Annotated in this window: 13 protein-coding genes; 8 read left to right on the forward strand and 5 right to left on the reverse strand. The window is 69.0% G+C overall.

The features are described from left to right. Nucleotides 1-6: 6 nt before the first annotated feature. From U0042_RS08335 to U0042_RS08345, 3 genes are all read right to left on the reverse strand, one after another. The gene (locus U0042_RS08335; protein ID WP_114810543.1) at nucleotides 7-2,475 is read right to left on the reverse strand and encodes a serine hydrolase; all 2,469 of its coding nucleotides are present in this window, start codon (nucleotides 2,473-2,475) and stop codon (nucleotides 7-9) included. 65 nt (nucleotides 2,476-2,540) lie between these two features. Further along, nucleotides 2,541-3,833 carry a putative glycoside hydrolase gene (locus U0042_RS08340; RefSeq protein ID WP_232833328.1) on the reverse strand — a complete coding sequence of 431 codons (1,293 nt, stop codon included), beginning with the start codon at nucleotides 3,831-3,833 and terminating at the stop codon, nucleotides 2,541-2,543. Next, the gene (locus U0042_RS08345) at nucleotides 3,830-4,747 is read right to left on the reverse strand and encodes a polysaccharide deacetylase family protein (protein WP_114810544.1); all 918 of its coding nucleotides are present in this window, start codon (nucleotides 4,745-4,747) and stop codon (nucleotides 3,830-3,832) included. The genes U0042_RS08340 and U0042_RS08345 overlap by 4 nt, the downstream gene beginning before the upstream one ends. Nucleotides 4,748-5,332: 585 nt before the next feature. Between U0042_RS08345 and U0042_RS08350 the strand changes: the two genes are divergently transcribed. From U0042_RS08350 to U0042_RS08370, 5 genes are all read left to right on the forward strand, one after another. After that, on the forward strand, nucleotides 5,333-5,983 hold the full coding sequence (locus U0042_RS08350) for a BON domain-containing protein (protein WP_114810545.1): 651 nt from the start codon (nucleotides 5,333-5,335) through the stop codon (nucleotides 5,981-5,983). A gap of 184 nt (nucleotides 5,984-6,167) precedes the next feature. Beyond that, on the forward strand, nucleotides 6,168-6,680 hold the full coding sequence (locus U0042_RS08355) for a BCAM0308 family protein (protein ID WP_114810546.1): 513 nt from the start codon (nucleotides 6,168-6,170) through the stop codon (nucleotides 6,678-6,680). Between the two features lie 90 nt (nucleotides 6,681-6,770). After that, a complete protein-coding gene (gene ftsH, locus U0042_RS08360) occupies nucleotides 6,771-8,771 on the forward strand; it encodes an ATP-dependent zinc metalloprotease FtsH (protein WP_419150522.1) in 2,001 nt (666 codons plus the stop codon). Further along, a complete protein-coding gene (polX, locus tag U0042_RS08365; RefSeq protein WP_114810548.1) occupies nucleotides 8,758-10,587 on the forward strand; it encodes a DNA polymerase/3'-5' exonuclease PolX in 1,830 nt (609 codons plus the stop codon). The genes ftsH and polX overlap by 14 nt, the downstream gene beginning before the upstream one ends. 93 nt (nucleotides 10,588-10,680) lie before the next feature. Continuing rightward, nucleotides 10,681-11,799: a hypothetical protein gene (locus U0042_RS08370; RefSeq protein ID WP_114810549.1), complete on the forward strand. Its 1,119-nt coding sequence runs from the start codon at nucleotides 10,681-10,683 to the stop codon at nucleotides 11,797-11,799. Here the strand turns inward: U0042_RS08370 and U0042_RS08375 are convergent. Beyond that, complete coding sequence (locus tag U0042_RS08375) at nucleotides 11,760-12,827, reverse strand: ribose-phosphate diphosphokinase (protein WP_114810709.1); 1,068 nt, start codon at nucleotides 12,825-12,827, stop codon at nucleotides 11,760-11,762. The two genes, U0042_RS08370 and U0042_RS08375, sit on opposite strands and share 40 nt — an antisense overlap. A gap of 61 nt (nucleotides 12,828-12,888) precedes the next feature. Between U0042_RS08375 and U0042_RS08380 the strand changes: the two genes are divergently transcribed. Continuing rightward, the gene (locus U0042_RS08380) at nucleotides 12,889-13,857 is read left to right on the forward strand and encodes an acetyltransferase (protein ID WP_114810550.1); all 969 of its coding nucleotides are present in this window, start codon (nucleotides 12,889-12,891) and stop codon (nucleotides 13,855-13,857) included. A 62-nt stretch (nucleotides 13,858-13,919) separates the two neighbouring features. Here U0042_RS08380 and U0042_RS08385 read toward each other — a convergent pair whose 3' ends face one another. Further along, nucleotides 13,920-14,579, reverse strand: coding sequence for a nitroreductase family protein (locus U0042_RS08385; RefSeq protein WP_114810551.1), 660 nt, complete (start codon nucleotides 14,577-14,579; stop codon nucleotides 13,920-13,922). Between the two features lie 430 nt (nucleotides 14,580-15,009). On the opposite strand from U0042_RS08385, the gene U0042_RS08390 reads away from it, so the two are divergent. Together U0042_RS08390 and U0042_RS08395 are read left to right on the forward strand one after the other, a co-directional pair. After that, nucleotides 15,010-15,660 carry a BON domain-containing protein gene (locus tag U0042_RS08390; protein WP_114810552.1) on the forward strand — a complete coding sequence of 217 codons (651 nt, stop codon included), beginning with the start codon at nucleotides 15,010-15,012 and terminating at the stop codon, nucleotides 15,658-15,660. 77 nt (nucleotides 15,661-15,737) lie between these two features. Further along, a complete protein-coding gene (locus U0042_RS08395; RefSeq protein WP_114810710.1) occupies nucleotides 15,738-16,013 on the forward strand; it encodes a UDP-glucose 4-epimerase in 276 nt (91 codons plus the stop codon). The last annotated feature ends 17 nt before the right edge of the window (nucleotides 16,014-16,030 follow it).

A 16,030-nucleotide genomic window follows, 5' to 3' on the forward strand; every position in this document is an offset into this window, starting at 1 on the left:
TTCGGTTCAGTAGCGCAGATAGCGTGCCCGCACGCGGCGAAAACGCGCGCTGTCGGCAGCCGCGATGGTGGCGGCAGTATCCACGGCGCCGTCGCGTAATGCATCGGAGACGAGCGTCGAACCCACTGCGTCGCGCGTCGCGGTCAGATCGAAAGTCTCGGGCCAGAGCGCATGGAGCGTGGCGATCAGCGTGAGGCCCACGCGCACGGGCTCGCGCGTTGGGTTCGCCTTCACCACGCGCACGCCGTGGCACAACGTGCCGTGCCAGCGCGATTCGGTGGGCACGAAGTCGACGGGCTCGAAGCGGACGTCCGCCTGCGCCGCATTCAAGGTGGCTGCGAGCTTCGCCCCATCCATCCACGGCGCGCCGATCCATTCGAACGGATGCGCCGTGCCGCGCCCCACGCTCACGTTCGCGCCTTCCAGCAACGCCACGTCGGGGTACAGGTCGAGCTGCGCGGGCGTGCGCAGATTCGGCGACGGCGGCACCCAGCCGAGGCCTGTGTCCGCGGGTCGCATGGAGCGCGCGTAGCCCGTCATCGGAATCACGCGCACGTCGGCGCCGATGTGCCGTTCCGCGTTGAAGAGCGCGGCCAGTTCGCCCACGGTCAGGCCGGGCAGCAGCGGCAGCGGAAAGTAGCCCGTGAACGACTCGCGCCCGGCATCCAGCACGGGGCCGCCGAAGCGGTCCGCGCCCTGCGGGTCCGGACGGTCCAGCACGAACAGCGGAATGCCGCGCGCGGCCGCGGCTTCCAGCGCGTAGCCGAGCGTGGTCTCGTAGGTGAAGAAGCGCACGCCCGCGTCCTGCAAGTCGAAGACGAGCGCGCTCACGCCGTCGAGCGATTCCGGCGCGAAGCGCTGGCCGCGTCCGTACAGGCTGTGAACGACGAGCCCCGTGGCGGCGTCGCGCGTGTCGGCGACGGGTTCGTCCACGTCCGTGGAGAGGCCGTGCTCGGGCGCGAAGAGTGCCACGAGCCGCATGCCGGGCGCGTGCGCCAGCACGTCGACGGTGCGGTGGCCCTGCGCGTCGAAGCCCGTGTGGTTCGTGACGAGCCCCACGTTGAAACCGGCAAGCGGCGCGAACTGCTGGGCTTCGAGCACGTCGATGCCGGTCGCCACGGGGCCGTACGACGCCGGCAGCACGGCCGCGAACGCCAGTGCCGGCGCCGCCCACGGCACGCGGCGCGCGAGCGCGGCGGCGGAGAGCGGCGCATGGCGGCTCGCCATCAGCGACGTGATCTGGTCGCGCAGCGGCCGGGCGTCGCCGCTGTCGTCGGGGTGCACGCGGTTGGTCAGGATCACAACGAAACGGCCCGTGGCCAGGTCGATCCAGAGCGCGGTGCCCGTGTAGCCGGTGTGCGTGAGCGTGCCCACGGCGGGCAGCCGGTCGCGGTTGGCGACGAGCGGCGCGCCCGTTTCCCAGCCGAGGCCGCGCCACGACCCGGCCGCGCCCAGCGTGTCCGGTGTGGCCATCGCGGCTACGCTTTGCGGCGTGAGGATGCGTGCGCCTTCGAGCTGGCCGCCGTTCAGCAGCATTTGCGCGAAGCGGGCGAGGTCCGCGGCGGTGGAGAACAGTCCGGCGTGGCCCAGCACGCCGCCGGCGCGCGCGGCGATGGGATCGTGGACGCGTCCGCGCCGCAGGCCCGCACGGTCCAGCGTAGTGGGCGCGGCGCGAGCGGTGTGCGCCGCGTCGGGCAGGAACATCGTGTCGCGCATGCCGAGCGGCGCGAAGACGTGCGCGCGGCACCACGCGTCGAGCGGCATGCCCGACACGCGCGCCACCAGTTCGCCGAGCACGATGAAGTTGATGTCGCTGTAGATCACGCGTTCGCCGGGCGGCGCAGTTGGCGTGCTCGCCGCGATGCCGCGCAGCAGCGCGGCGCGGGCTTCCTCCGGTGCAGAGGGCGCGGGCAGCGGCGGGTCGGGCGGCAGCCCCGAGGTGTGCGTGAGCAATTGCCGCACGGTGATGGCGTCTTTGCCGCCCGCGGCGAACGCGGGCCAGTAATGCGCAACGGGCTGATCGAGTTCGAGCCGCCCGCGCTCGACCAACTGCATGACCGCGGTCGTCGTGGCGATTACTTTGGTGAGCGAGGCGAGATCGAACACGGTGTCTTCGGTCATGGGCTCGCGCTCAGGCGCGACCATGCGGTCACCGTAGGTTTCATGCAGCGCGACGTGCGTGGCGTCGCCGGCCACGACCACTGCGCCGGGCAGGCGATGCGCGGCGATCTGGCCCGCGACGATCTGCGCAAGCTGGGCGCGGGCGGTGGCGTCGAAGTCGGCCGGGGAAGCAGCCGATGCGGTGAGCGTGGGCGACGCGGCTTCAGGTGTCGCGGTGGTCGCGGGCGGGGCGGCGTTGCCCGTTTGAGCCTCGGTCAGGTTCTCACCCTGGGTCTCGGCCTGGCTCACGCTTGTCAGCATCCACAGCGCGGCGAATGACACGAGCGCCAGGCGCTTCACGAGCGCCGCCGCCATCGCCGCAATGCCTCGCCGCGCGCGCCATGGCGAGGCACTCGTGTCCCGTCGCACGCCCACCCCGCTCAATGCGGCAACTGCGCCGGATCGTAGTGATTGCGCGGGTTCCATAGCATCCAGCCGTCGGTGTCCGCGCCGTCGGCGGCGTCGGTCTGGGCGCGCACTTCGTCGGCGCCGAATTCGCGGTGGTCGAACGCGTAGTCGCGAAACGCCTGGAGCCACGGTCGGAAGCGTACGCCCGGCAGGCCCGTGCGCGCCTTCGCTTCGGCCAGCGACCGTCGCACGATCTGCCCCGGGTCCGCGGTCGGCTTCGTGCAGCCCGGCAGGCCCCAGGTGAAGCCGGACGGGTAGAGCATGGGCGAGATGTAGTCGAGCGGGCCGCCCAGCAGTTCGAGCTGCTGGCCGATCGCGGTGTCGTCGGTATTCCAGCAGACGTAGCCGAAGATGTCCGCGGCCACGAACACGTTGTAGGGCGCAAGGCGCGCCCGCGCGGCCTGCAGAAAGCCGACGATGGCCGCCGTGCGGTTCGCCTGCGTGTTGGGCTCGGCAAAGCGCAGGCCGCTTGCGTCGGGAAAGCGCACGTAGTCGAACTGCACTTCGTCGAAGCCGAGCCGCGCGGCTTCCTCCGCCACGTCGAGGTTGTGCGCCCACACCGCGTGCGAGGACGGATCCACCCACTGCAGATGTTCGCGGTCGCGCCACACGTGGCCGCTTTCGTCGCGCACCGCGAGTTCGGGGTGGGCGCTCGCGAGCGGATCGTCCTTGAACACCACGATGCGAGCGATCAGATAGAAGCCCTGCTCGTGCAGCTGCGCGACGAGCGCGGCGAAGTCGCGTCGGATGGGCGCGTGCTCGGTGAGCTGCGCGGTGGCGCCGATCGCGTCGCGCGCGGCGCTCGGGTAGGGCGTGAGGCCGCGATCGCCTTTCATGTCGATCACGAGCGCGTTGATGCCGTTGCTCTCCTTGAGGCGCACCGCGCCTTCGCGCAGCGTTTCGTTGTTCACGCCGTACACCGAGAGGTAGACCGCGCGCGGCCGGAACGGCGTGAGCGCGATGGTCACCGGTGCGCCGCCGGCCGAGGCGGCCTGGCCGCGCAGATAGCCGGGCGCGCGCGCCTCGACGAGGGGCGCGGCGAGCGTGCTCGAAAACGCGCCGTTCGCGTCGGTGTGTTGCGAGACGCCGCCCACGGTCACGGTCGCGCCGGGCACGGGCGCGTGCGTGGAGGCGTCGATCACGACGCCGCTGATCGCCGCCGTCGCGGCGAGCGCGAGGGACGGCAAGGCGCCGGCCACGGCGATGAAGCTCCGCGCGGCCACCACGCGCATCCAGCCCAGCACACCTGCGCGCTGGGCCCTCATCGTGCGGACTCCCCGGACGGCACCGCGGGCGTCACCGTTTCGCCCAGCAGCCGCGCGAGCACGGCGGGCGTGCAGGCATCCACCATCAGGAAGCGCGGCATGGCAAGCATGCGCGCGCGGGGCGTCACCTTGTGCGCCTCCAGCGTGAAGGCCGCCTGATAGCCCGCCTCGCGGGCAAGCGTCATGAGTTCCTCGTCATAGACGCCGAACGGCCAGGCGAGCATGTCCACGTCCGTGCCCACCTCGGCCTCTATGCGCTCGCGCGAATGCCTGAACTGCGTGAGCACGAAGCGACGGAACTCCTCCGGTGCCTGGCGACGACGCTCGACGTTGAAGTTCGGATGCCACCACGTGTGCGACTGCACGTCGAAGAGACCCGTGTCGTGCAGCGTGCGCAGCTGGTTCCACGTGAGCGCATACGGCGCGTTGGACACGGCGCTCGGATAAACGAACAGCGTGACGGGCAGATGCTCGCGCTGCACGATGGGCAGCATCACGTCGTAGACGGAATGGTGGCCGTCGTCCACCGTGAGCGCCACGGCCTTGAGCGGCAGCGTGACGGGTGCGCTTGTTCGTGCGCTCGTGCGTGCGCCGGCGGGCGCACTCGCGGCTACATCCGCGGCTACATTCGCAGATGCGCTCGCCGCAGCGCTCGCAGGGGCATTCGCGTCCGCACCGTCGGCCTCCTCGCGCTGGGCGCGCAGCCACGCTACCACGTCGCGCAAAGGCACGAACTGATAGCCGTGCTCGCGCAGGAAGCGCAGTTGCGCCTCAAAGGTTTGCGTGCGCACCGTCATGGAATCTTCAGCCGTTTCGGCGAAGCGGTGATAAACGAGAATCGCGACTTCCCGTGTGCCCTGCGGGTCCGGCGCGCTACCCGACGGCGCGCCGCCTGCGCCTCCGGCCCAGGCCATGCAGGTGGTCCAGCCAATACCTGCCGCAAACATACGCCACCCCCGTCCGAAAAAATGTTGCATTGAAGCCTCTGCCCGTTCTTTGCCTGTACCCGCCGTTCCGTCGATGGTTCGTCGATGTTCAGTCGATGTGTCGGTGTTGCTGCGCGCTCGTGCGCGTTTGTGCGCGCTTCTGCGTACTCGTGCGGTGCCTGCGCTCATCAGTGGCCGGTGCGGCTCGATCGCTATCGGGCAAGCGGCACGAGGCCGCATTTCGCTGCGTTGGACGTATTCGACCCGTCCAGAGGCCTTGCTGGCTTGATCTGAGTCAAGCGGGTCTGCCCCCGTGAAAACGGTTACGTGCGCGCCACAAGCGGCTTGCGGCCGCGCGCGCCCCGTCGTGGCTGCGCGTGCGGCGCAGCCAGCCCGTCATTCGCGTTGCGCGGGCCTTTGTCCAGGGTGGCGCGCGCTTGATCGGTATCAACATTTGCCGGGGCGTGTGCGCGATGCTGGAGGCCATGTCTCGCACATGTCTCACGCATTTCTTCCGTATTTCTCGCGCCTTTCTCTTTCTTCACGTGCACTTCACCGTGCAGGAGACGCCTCATGAAGTCCGACGCAACACTCAAGCAGGACGTCGAACAGGAGCTGTATTGGGACCCCGCGCTCGACGCGCGCAACATCGAAGTTGCGGTTCATGACCGCATCGTCACGCTGCGCGGTTCGGTGTCGAGCTGCGCGCAAAAGATCGCGGCACAGAAGGCCGCGCAGCGCGTGGGCGGCTGCCGCGCGCTCGTGCTCGAACTCGACGTGCCGGAGCCGCCGCCGGGCGCGCGTTCCGACGAGGCGCTGGCGCAGGCCATCGTCTCGGCATTGAAGTGGCAGGAAGGGCTGGACGAAGACTCCATCCAGGTCGAAGTGGAGCGCGGCTGCGTCACGCTCACGGGCGAAGTCGACTGGGGCTACCAGCGCCATGCGGCCGAAATGCTCGTTTCGCGTATGCGCGGCGTGGTGGGCGTGATGAACCAGATCGCCGTGCGCGCGAACGAAGCCGCCGCGGACGTGGGCGCGCAGATCGCCGCGGCGCTCGCGCGGCGCGCGCAACGCGAATTCGCAGGCATTGCCATCGACGCGCGCGACGGCATCGTCACGCTTACCGGCACCGTGACTTCGCTCGCCGAAAAGCGCGCGGCGTGCGGGGCGGCGTGGTCGGCAAGAGGTGTGCGCTCCGTGGTCGACCATCTCAGCGTGGCGTGACGCGCACGGGCAGCGGTTTTCCTGGCCGCCATCGGACGGCTGGTCAACGAGGGCATCAACGCCGGTATCGAAGCAGATGCGCAAGCTCATCGGCAAGCCGATCAGAAGCCCGATCAGCAAGGCAATCAGCAAGCCGATACCAACGCGGATATCCGAAGCAGCATAGAGAAAGAGGACACACATCATGACCCGTTCCACTGAACCCGGCGGCACGAAAATGCGCCGCGACCATCAACCCGGCGCCCGCACCGACGACAGTTACCGTCAACCGAAGCGCGTGGCGGGCGGCACGAGTTGCAGCCAGTGCGGCGCGACCTGCGAAAACGGCCGCTGGACCTGGCACGCCGCCGCGGACGACGCGCGCCAGATCGTCTGCCCCGCGTGCCGCCGCATTCTGGAGGGCGTGCCCGCGGGCGAACTCGTGCTCTCCGGCGACTACCTGCAGGCTCACGTCGACGACGTGCTGGGCCTCTTGCACAATCAGGCCGCGGGCGAGGAAAAGGAGCATCCGCTCGAACGCATCATGGCCATCGATTCCGGCGACGGCCAGGTGGTGGTGCGCACCACGGGCCCGCATCTGGTGCGACGGCTGGGCGAAGCGATGCTCCGGGCTCACCAGGGCCAGCTCACCATGAGCTACGGCGAGAACGAAGCGCTGTTGCGCGGCACGTGGTCGCGCGGCTCGACGGGTAAATAGGCATCGCAACGAGACCACCGCAACGAGGCGCGCGAAAAACGGCAGAGGTCCATGGAAAAGAAAAACGACTACACGGGCGTGCTCATCACGATGACGTTCGTCGCGATCGTCATCGTGCAACTGCTCATGCTGAAGACCACGAGCACGACGATTGCCTACAGCGACTTTCACCGGCTCGTGGCGTCCGCCCAGGTGCAAGACCTTGAAATCGGTCCGACGACGATCGCGGGCACCTTGCGCATGCCGGACGCGGCGGCCGCATTGCCCGCATCCGACGCCGCCGCGGTCAAGGAAGGCGGCGCGCCGTGGCGCTTTTCCACCACGCGCGTGCCCGACGACCATCTGATCGACAACCTCACGGCCGCGGGCATCCGCTATCGCGGCGTGGCCGAGAGTACCTGGCTCGGCTCGCTACTCTCGTGGGTGCTGCCGCTCGTGGGCTTCTTCCTGTTCTGGAGTCTGCTCATGCGCCGGCCGGGCGGCCTGCAGGACTTCACGGGCATCGGCAAGAGCAAGCCGCGCGTCTACGTGCAGAAGGAAACCGGCATCACGTTCGACGACATCGCCGGCATCGACGAAGCCAAGGCCGAGCTTCAGCAGATCGTCGCGTTCCTCTGCAACCCCGAACGCTACCGGCGCCTCGGCGGCAAGATTCCGAAGGGCGTGCTGATCGTGGGCGCGCCCGGCACCGGCAAGACGCTGCTGGCCAAGGCCGTAGCGGGCGAGGCAGCGGTGCCGTTTTTCTCGATCAGCGGCTCGGCGTTCGTGGAGATGTTCGTGGGCGTGGGCGCCGCACGCGTGCGCGACCTCTTCGAGCAGGCGCAGCAGAAGGCGCCGTGCATCGTGTTCATCGACGAACTCGATGCGCTCGGCAAGGTGCGCGGCGCAGGCGTGACCTCGGGTAACGACGAGCGCGAGCAGACGCTCAACCAGTTGCTCGTGGAGATGGACGGCTTCCAGCCGAACTCGGGCGTCATCATCATGGCCGCCACCAACCGGCCCGAGATACTCGACCCGGCGTTGCTGCGTCCGGGGCGATTCGACCGTCACATCGCCATCGACCGCCCCGACGTGACGGGGCGCCGCCAGATTCTCGCGGTCCACGTGAAGCACGTGAAACTGGCCGCGGACGTCGATCTGGGCGAACTCGCCGCGCGCACGCCGGGCTTCGTGGGCGCGGACCTCGCCAACGTCGTGAACGAAGCGGCGCTGCACGCCGCGGAGCTGGAAAAGCCGGCGGTGGAAATGGCGGACTTCGACGAAGCCATCGACCGCGCCATGGCCGGCATGGAACGCAAGAGCCGCGTGATGAACGAGCACGAGAAGATCATCATCGCGCACCACGAAGCGGGCCACGCGCTCGTCGCGCAAAGCCGCGAGCATTGCGACCCCGTGAAGAAGGTGTCCATCATTCCGCGCGGCGTGGCGGCGCTCGGCTACACGCAGCAGGTGCCCACGGAAGACCGCTACGTGCTGCGCCGAAGCGAACTGCTGGACCGGCTCGATGCGCTGCTGGGCGGCCGCGTGGCTGAAGAGATCGCGTTCGGCGACGTCTCCACGGGTGCCGAAAACGATCTGGAGCGCGCCACCGCGATGGCGCGCCACATGGTGGCGCGCTACGGCATGAGCGAGCGCATTGGCCTCGCGACCTTCGGCGACGCCGACGGCAATGCGCCGTCCCCGTTTGCGTCTGGCGTGTCGGGCGAGCGTTGCAGCGAAAGCACGGCGCAATTGATCGACGAGGAAGTGCGGCGCCTGCTCGCCGAGTCGCACGAACGCGTGATGCGCACGTTGATGGCGCGGCGCGATGCGCTGGAGAGAATCGCGCAGCGGCTGCTCGAACAGGAAGTGCTCGACCACGACACGTTGCTGCGGCTGATTGCGAACGAAGAAGGGGCTCATGAAGCGGCTCGTGAAGTAGCGCATGAAGCAATTCACGAAGCGGCGAACAAGGCGGTGAGCAAAACAGTGGACGAAGCGGCGAGCGGGAGTGCCGGTGAGGAACCGGAAAGCCACTCCGCCGCGAACGCGCCCGTTTCCGAGCCCGCCATGACCGCCGCCCCGAACGAGCCGCACCATGCCGGTCCATAACGCCGATTTCGCCGCGGTGTTTTCCGAGATCGCGGACCTGCTCGAAATCGAAGCCGCGAATCCGTTTCGCGTGCGCGCTTACCGCAACGCGGCGCGCACGGTGGGCGGCTACGGACGCGACGTGGCCCAGATGATCGGGCAGGGCGAAGCGCTCGACGATATTCCCGCCATCGGCACGGACCTTGCCGCGAAGCTGCGCGAGATTGCCGCTACGGGCTCCTGCGCGCTGCTTGAGCGGCTGAGAAAGGAATTGCCGCCCGCCATCGTGGAACTGCTCGACGTGCCGGGACTCGGGCCCAAACGCGTGCGCATGCTCCACGACGCGTTGCATGTGGATACCCTCGAACAGCTTCGCGAAGCCGCGCAGTCGGGCGCCATCCGCAAGCTGCCGGGCTTCGGCGAGAAGACCGAGGCGCATATCGCGCAAGCGCTCGCCAAACGGCTCCAGCATCGCGAGCGGCGGTTCCTGCTGTCGTTCGCGGCGCAATATCTCGCACCGCTGCTCGCGTATCTGCGCGCCACGCCCGGCGTCGTGCAGGCCGTGGCGGCCGGCAGCTTTCGGCGCATGCGCGAAACGGTGGGCGATCTCGACATCCTCGTCACCACGCGTCAGCCGGCTGCGGTCACGGCGCGCTTCGTGCATTACGACGAAGTGGCGCAGGTGCTGGCGAGCGGCGAGACGCGCTCCAGCATCGTGCTGAAGTGCGGGCTCCAGGTGGATCTGCGCGTGGTGGCGCCCGAATGCTTCGGCGCGGCGCTCGTGTACTTCACGGGGTCGAAGGCGCACAACATTGCCATGCGCCGCATCGCGCAGGACCGCGAGTTGAAGATCAACGAGTACGGCGTGTTTCGCGGTGAGCGCCGTGTGGCGGGCACGACGGAAGAGTCGGTCTATGCGGCGATCGGGCTGACGTGGGTGCCGCCCGAACTGCGCGAGGACCGCGGCGAGATCGACGCGGCGCGCGAAGACCGGCTGCCCGCGCTGGTGGAACGCAAGGACCTGCGCGGCGACCTGCACGCGCACACGAACGCCACGGACGGCCGCAACAGCCTGCGCGAGATGGCACTCGCGGCGCGCGAACGCGGCCTCGACTACCTCGCGATCACGGACCATTCCCAGCGCCTCGGCGTGGCGCACGGCCTGGACGCCGCGCGCCTCGCGCAGCAGATCGACGAGATCGATCGGCTGAACGAGACGCTCGACGGCATCGTGCTGCTCAAGGGCATCGAGGTGGACATCCTGGAAGACGGCCGGCTCGATCTGCCCGACGACGTGCTCGCGCGGCTCGACCTCGTGGTGGGCGCCGTGCACAGCCACTTCAATCTGTCGCGCGAGGCGCAAACGGCACGCGTGCTGCGCGCAATGGACCATCCGCACTTCACGATCCTCGCGCACCCCACGGGGCGGCTGATCGGCGAACGCGACGCCTGCGATCTGGACCTCGCGCGCGTGATCGCGCATGCGCACGAACGCGGCTGCTACCTGGAACTCAACGCGCAGCCGCAGCGGCTCGATCTCGAAGACCTCGCGTGCCGCGAGGCCGCGCGCATGGGCGTGCTCGTTTCCATCAACACCGACGCGCACAGTACCGACGACTTTCGCCACCTCGATACCGGCATCGGCGAGGCGCGGCGTGGCTGGCTCACGAAACGCGACGTGCTGAACACGCGCACGCTCGCGCAGTTGCGGCCGCTGCTCGCGCGCACGATGGGCAAGGGGCGCAGGCATGGAGCGGCCATGAGTGCTGGGTCGAGTGCTCACGCCGACGCTGGGCCGCAAGCGGCTGCCGATGCCGTGCCCCTGCCGCGGAGCTGACGTGGCCCGCATGCCGCGCTGCCGCTTCGTGAGCCGGGCAGGCGCCGTGCGCCTTCATGACGCGTGTCGTCTGACGCCAGCCGCCGTCCCATCATGACGAGACCACGAAAGCCCAGCGTCCCCGCCACCCTGACGCTCGACGCGAAGGTGGAACGGCTGCGCGATCCGGCCGCGTGGCCCGAGGGGCCGCAGGCCGTGCAGTGCATCGAGACCCATATGTCGTGGGTTTTTCTCACGAACGGGCACGCGTGGAAGCTCAAGAAGCCCGTGCGCTACGAGCAGCTCGATTTCCGCACGCTGGAGTCGCGCCGCCACTTCTGCGAGGAAGAGTTGCGGCTCAACCGGCGGCTCGCGAACGGCGTCTATCAGCGCGTGGTGCCGCTCACGCTCGACGCCGAGGGGGTACTGCGTCCCGGCGGCGAAGGCGCCGTGGTGGACTGGCTCGTGAAGATGAAGCGCCTGCGTGCGGACCAGATGCTCGACTGGGCACTTGCCCACCAGACCGCGACCGCGCGCGATGCGCGAAACATCGCGGAACGGCTCGCCGCGTTTCATCGCTCGTTGCCGGCGGCGCCGTGGACACCGCAGACGTACCGCGGCATGCTGCGCGAAGGCATCGACGAAAACGAGCGCGAACTCTGCAAGCCCGCATTCGGCCTGCCCGCGGGCGACGTGGCGGCGCTCTGCACGCAACAGCGCGCGATGCTGGAAACACACGCCGCGCGCTTCGACGAGCGCGTGCGCGGCGGCTGGGTGGTGGAAGGACACGGCGATCTGCGGCCCGAGCACGTGTGCCTCGCGCAGCCGGTTGCCGTGATCGATTGCCTCGAGTTTTCGCAGCAGCTGCGAACGCTCGACGTGCTCGACGAGATCGGCTATCTCGCGCTCGAGTGCGAGCGGCTGGGCGCGCCCGTGTTTGCGCGAGCGTTGCTCAAGGCGTACGGCGAGGTATATGGGGAGACGCGCGGCGCGCGCGTCGATATGGCGCTCGTGAACTTTTACCAAAGCTACCGCGGCGCGGTGCGCGCGCGGCTGGCGGCGTGGCACCTGCGCGAGCGTGCGTTTCGGTCGGGGGCGCAGGCGGCGCTGCATTGGCGCGAGCGCGCGGCGCAATACCTCGAACTCGCGCAACTGCACGCGCAGCGCGGTGCGCGCGCGTTCGCGGAGCCGCCTCAGTGCTGCAGCAACTCCACGATCGAGCCGCCCGTGTGAATGCGCGCGATGGCCTCGGCGAAGAGCGGGGCGGTATCGAGTACGGTGAGCTTGTCGAGGAGCGCACCGGGCGGTACGCGCCACGGCGGCACGGTGTCGGCAACGACGATCTGCGCGAGTGCCGCTGCGGTGCAGGCGTCGCCGTAAGCAGCTGCCGTTTCGTTCGGCGCACGCGCGCGATCGTGCTCGCGAGCCGGCGCTGCCCCACCCAACACCTGAGCTGCCGCGCCGATGAACAAGCCGTGCGTGGCTGCCGCGTACACCGTTCGTGCACCCAGCGCCCGGCAATCCGCGGCGACGTGCGCGAGCGTGGTGCCGGTGCTGATCAGGTCGTCGACGATCACCGCGCAGCGCCCGTTCACGTCGCCCACGACAGGCTTGCCCGTCACCACGCCGCCCGCGCGCAGTTTGCCCGCGAAGGCCGCTTCCACGGGCTTGCCGAGGCGCGCCGCGAGCCGCAGCCGGAAGTCTTCGGCGCGGCGGATGCCGCCGGCGTCCGGCGAGACCACCACGACGTCTTCGTTCGCAAGACGCGAGGCGAACCACGCGGCGAAGAGACCGTTGGCCTCCAGATGCTCCGTGCGGCAACTGCGGAACGCGTTCTGCCACGCGGCGAGGTTGTGCACGTCGAGCGTGACGATGCGGTCCGTGCCCACCGCTTCGAACAACTGCGCCACGTAACGCGTGGTGACGGGATCGCGCGGCTGCGACTTGCGGTCTTTGCGCGCGTAGGCGAGATAGGGCACGACCGCGCAGACCCGCGCCGCCGACGCGTCTTTCAAGGCGCCGAGAAAGAACAGGAGGCGGCACAGCTTGTCGTTGACGGTTTCGTGCGCGTCGCCGTAGAGCGAGTGCACGACATAGACGTCGCTGCCGCGCACGTTCACGAGCGGGCGCGTCTTGTGCTCGCCGTCTTCGAACGCACGCTCTTCGTGTTCGCTCAATGCGATGCCCAGATGCGCCGCCACGCGCGCGCCGAACTCGCGCGTGCCGCCGAGCGCGAACAATTTCAGGTCAGTCTGGTCCATCATGAAGCTTGCCTCTCTTGATTCGCCTTCCTGCATTTCCTGACCGGATGCGCCTCTCTTCATGAAGCACTTCGATGTATTCAACGGCGATGCCGACGGTATCTGTGCGCTCCATCAGCTGAGGCTCGCGCAGCCGATGGAGTCCACGCTCGTCACCGGCCCCAAGCGCGACGTGGCGCTGCTGCGGCGCGTCGAAGCTGCGGCCGCTGCGGGCGATTCCGTTACCGTGCTCGACGTTTCGCTCGATGCGAACCGTGCGCCGCTCGTCGCGCTGCTCGACCGCGGCGTGGACGTAGAGTTCTTCGATCATCACTACGCAGGCACCGTGCCGGCGCACGCGGCGCTTTCGGCGCACATCGATCCGGCCCCGGACGTGTGCACCAGTCTGATCGTGGACCGTCACCTGCACGGCCGGCACCGCCTGTGGGCCATTGCGGGCGCGTTTGGCGACAACCTCGTGGGGCCCGCCCACGCGTTCGCTGTGCAGAGCCGGCTCGCCCAGCGCGACGAGCAGCAGTTGCGCGAACTCGGCGAGGCCATGAACTACAACGCCTACGGCGACGGCGAGGCCGATCTCATCGTGCCGCCGGCCGCGCTCTATCGTGCCGTGCGTCCCTACGCCGATCCGTTCGAATTCATTGCGGCCTCTTCGCTCGTGGAGCAGCTGGCCGACAGCCGGCGCCGCGACATGGCGCTCGCGCATCAGCAGCGGCCCGCGGCGGAGCTGCCCTGCGGCAGCGTCTATGTGCTGCCCGACGCGGCGTGGTCGCGGCGCGTTCGAGGCGCGTTCGCGAATGCGCTGGCGAACGCGGAGCCGCAGCGGGCCCATGCGGTGCTTTCCGCGACGCAGCGCGGCGACTTCACGGTGAGCGTGCGCGCGCCCGTCGGTTTTCCCTACGGCGCAGACCGGTTGTGCCGGGGCTTCGCGACCGGCGGCGGACGCATGGCCGCGGGCGGCATCAACAGCCTCGCACGCGAGCGTTTCGACGAATTCGTGCAGATGTTCCGGCATGTGTTCGAGACCGCTTGAACATCGCGTGAATGCGGCTTGAACCGGTGCGGGGCCGCGCGACCCTGCGCCGGTTCCCGGCCTCAACGCGCGGGCGGCGTGGCGGGCAAGCCCACGGTCTGCGCGAGAATCGGCAACTCGTCTTCGTTGAGGCTCAACGCATCGGAAAGCAGCCGATGGTTGATCCAGCCGCGCACCACCGTGGCGAGGCCCGCGGAGGCGCAATACAGCGACACGTTCTGCGCGATGGCGCCCGCGGCCACGGCGGCGAACGTTTCGCGCTGCGACTGCGGCATGCTGAGCAGCGCCGACATGCGGATCACGTAGACCAGGTCGAGCGGTGCCGCGCCCACGAAGTCCTGATAACCCGTCATGTTGCGCGCGTCCACGGCGTGCTTGAGCACCAGCCGGTGTTGCGTCGCCTCGTAGCGGTACACGCCGTTGGGCAGCGCCGCGTAGATATCCACCTCGTTGAACGCGTGCGCCGAGGGCGCTGTGCGCCCGCCCGTGAGCGGGCGGTTCACGCCGTCCGCAGCCCACAGCAGGTCGCCGAGGAGGGCGGGCGTAAGCGCCGTAGGCGCGAACTCGCGCGTGCTCGCGCGAAGCGAGAGCGCCGCCATGAGCGGCACACCCGAACGCAGGTCGGGCTGGGGCAGCTCGATGACCGGCGGGGTTTCGCCTTGCGGCTTCGGCGGCTGCGTGGCAGGCGCCGGCTTGTACGTCAGGAGTTGCTTCTGGCTCATGTCCCACTCCGTTGTGCGTGACAGTGGTTTTCGGTGCGCGCGAAGGCCGCGCGCGGGCCTTTTCACGATAGCGGGTCGGCGCTCGGGTCCGCTTGATTTCAGTCAACCGGCCCGGCGGCGCAACAGACCTTTCCATGGGCGGCATGGCGTCGGGCCGGCGGCGGGGTCGTGCAATGCGGGTCGCTCGCTGCCGCGTGTCCCGAACATGCGGCGCGCCAGGGACGCTCTTCGCGAGAAGCGAAACGAGGCCTTGTGGATGCCCTATGGAGGCCGTTGACCTGCGTCAGAAACCGACCCCTACCCGCATGCAAAGCTCGTCTGCATGGGCGCGCCTGCCTGCCTCCATTTCGCAAGGACGGCAGCGCGGGTGAACGGCCTCAGTCATCTGGCAACTTGTTGGGGCAACGGCAGCGACGGCGAGGAGAAGGCAATGAAGACGGACGCGCAATTGAAGCAGGACGTGGAAGACGAACTGGAGTGGGACCCGGCCGTGAAGGCGACGGATATCGGCGTGGAGGTGTCGGACCGCATCGTGACGCTCTCGGGGCATCCGTCGAGCTACGCGGAGAAGGTGGCGGCCGAAAAGGCGGCGCATCGCGTGGCGGGCGTGAAGGCCGTGGTGGTGGAAATGCACGTGCGTCTGCCGAACGACGACGTGCGCACCGACGAAGACATCGCCAACGCTGTGCGTTCCGTGCTGCGCTGGACCGTGGGCCTGCGCGAGGACGACGTGAAGGTGCAGGTCGAGAAGGGCTGGGTCACGTTGAGCGGCGAGGTGGAGTGGGCGTATCAGAGCCACATCGCGAATCGCGCGGTTTCGCAGATGCGCGGCGTCACGGGCGTGTCGAACCGCATCGACGTGCGCGGCGACGTGGACTCCGAAGACATCGGTACGAACATTGCCAGGGCGATGCAGCGGCACGCGGAACGCGAGACAAAGCACATCCAGATCAAGGTGCAGGACGGCACGGTGACGCTCTCGGGCAAGGTGGGGTCGTACGCGGAGCGGCAGGTCGCTCGCGGCGCGGCGTGGTCCGCGCCGGGCGTGCGTGCCGTGATCGATAACCTCGTCGTGGAGTGACGGGCCGTGCAGCGCATCGACATGACATGCGGGTCTTGTACGGCGGCGCGACGGCGCGCGTGCCGCGGAGGCCGATCATGACCATCCTCGGCAACGTACACGAAGGGCACTGGTCCGTGGCGGTGGAAACCGCGCCGGCGCCGTGCGCCGCGCCCGGGGCGCATGGCGCGGCCGGTTCACACGGCTACGTTTGCGACATCTGCGTCACCCACGAGCGCGCCGGCGACAAGCTGTTCGAGCACCGCTTCCGTCACGCCCGCACGTTCGTGAGCGAGCGCGAGGCGGTGCTGGAGGGCCTGCGCGAAGGAATGACGTGGATCGAACTGAAGATGGCGAACGCGTTCGACATGTGAGCGCGCGGCGGGCGCCG

Origin of the sequence: Paraburkholderia kururiensis (assembly GCF_034424375.1) — a bacterium.
In the GTDB taxonomy this organism is placed as follows: Bacteria; Pseudomonadota; Gammaproteobacteria; order Burkholderiales; family Burkholderiaceae; genus Paraburkholderia; species Paraburkholderia kururiensis_A.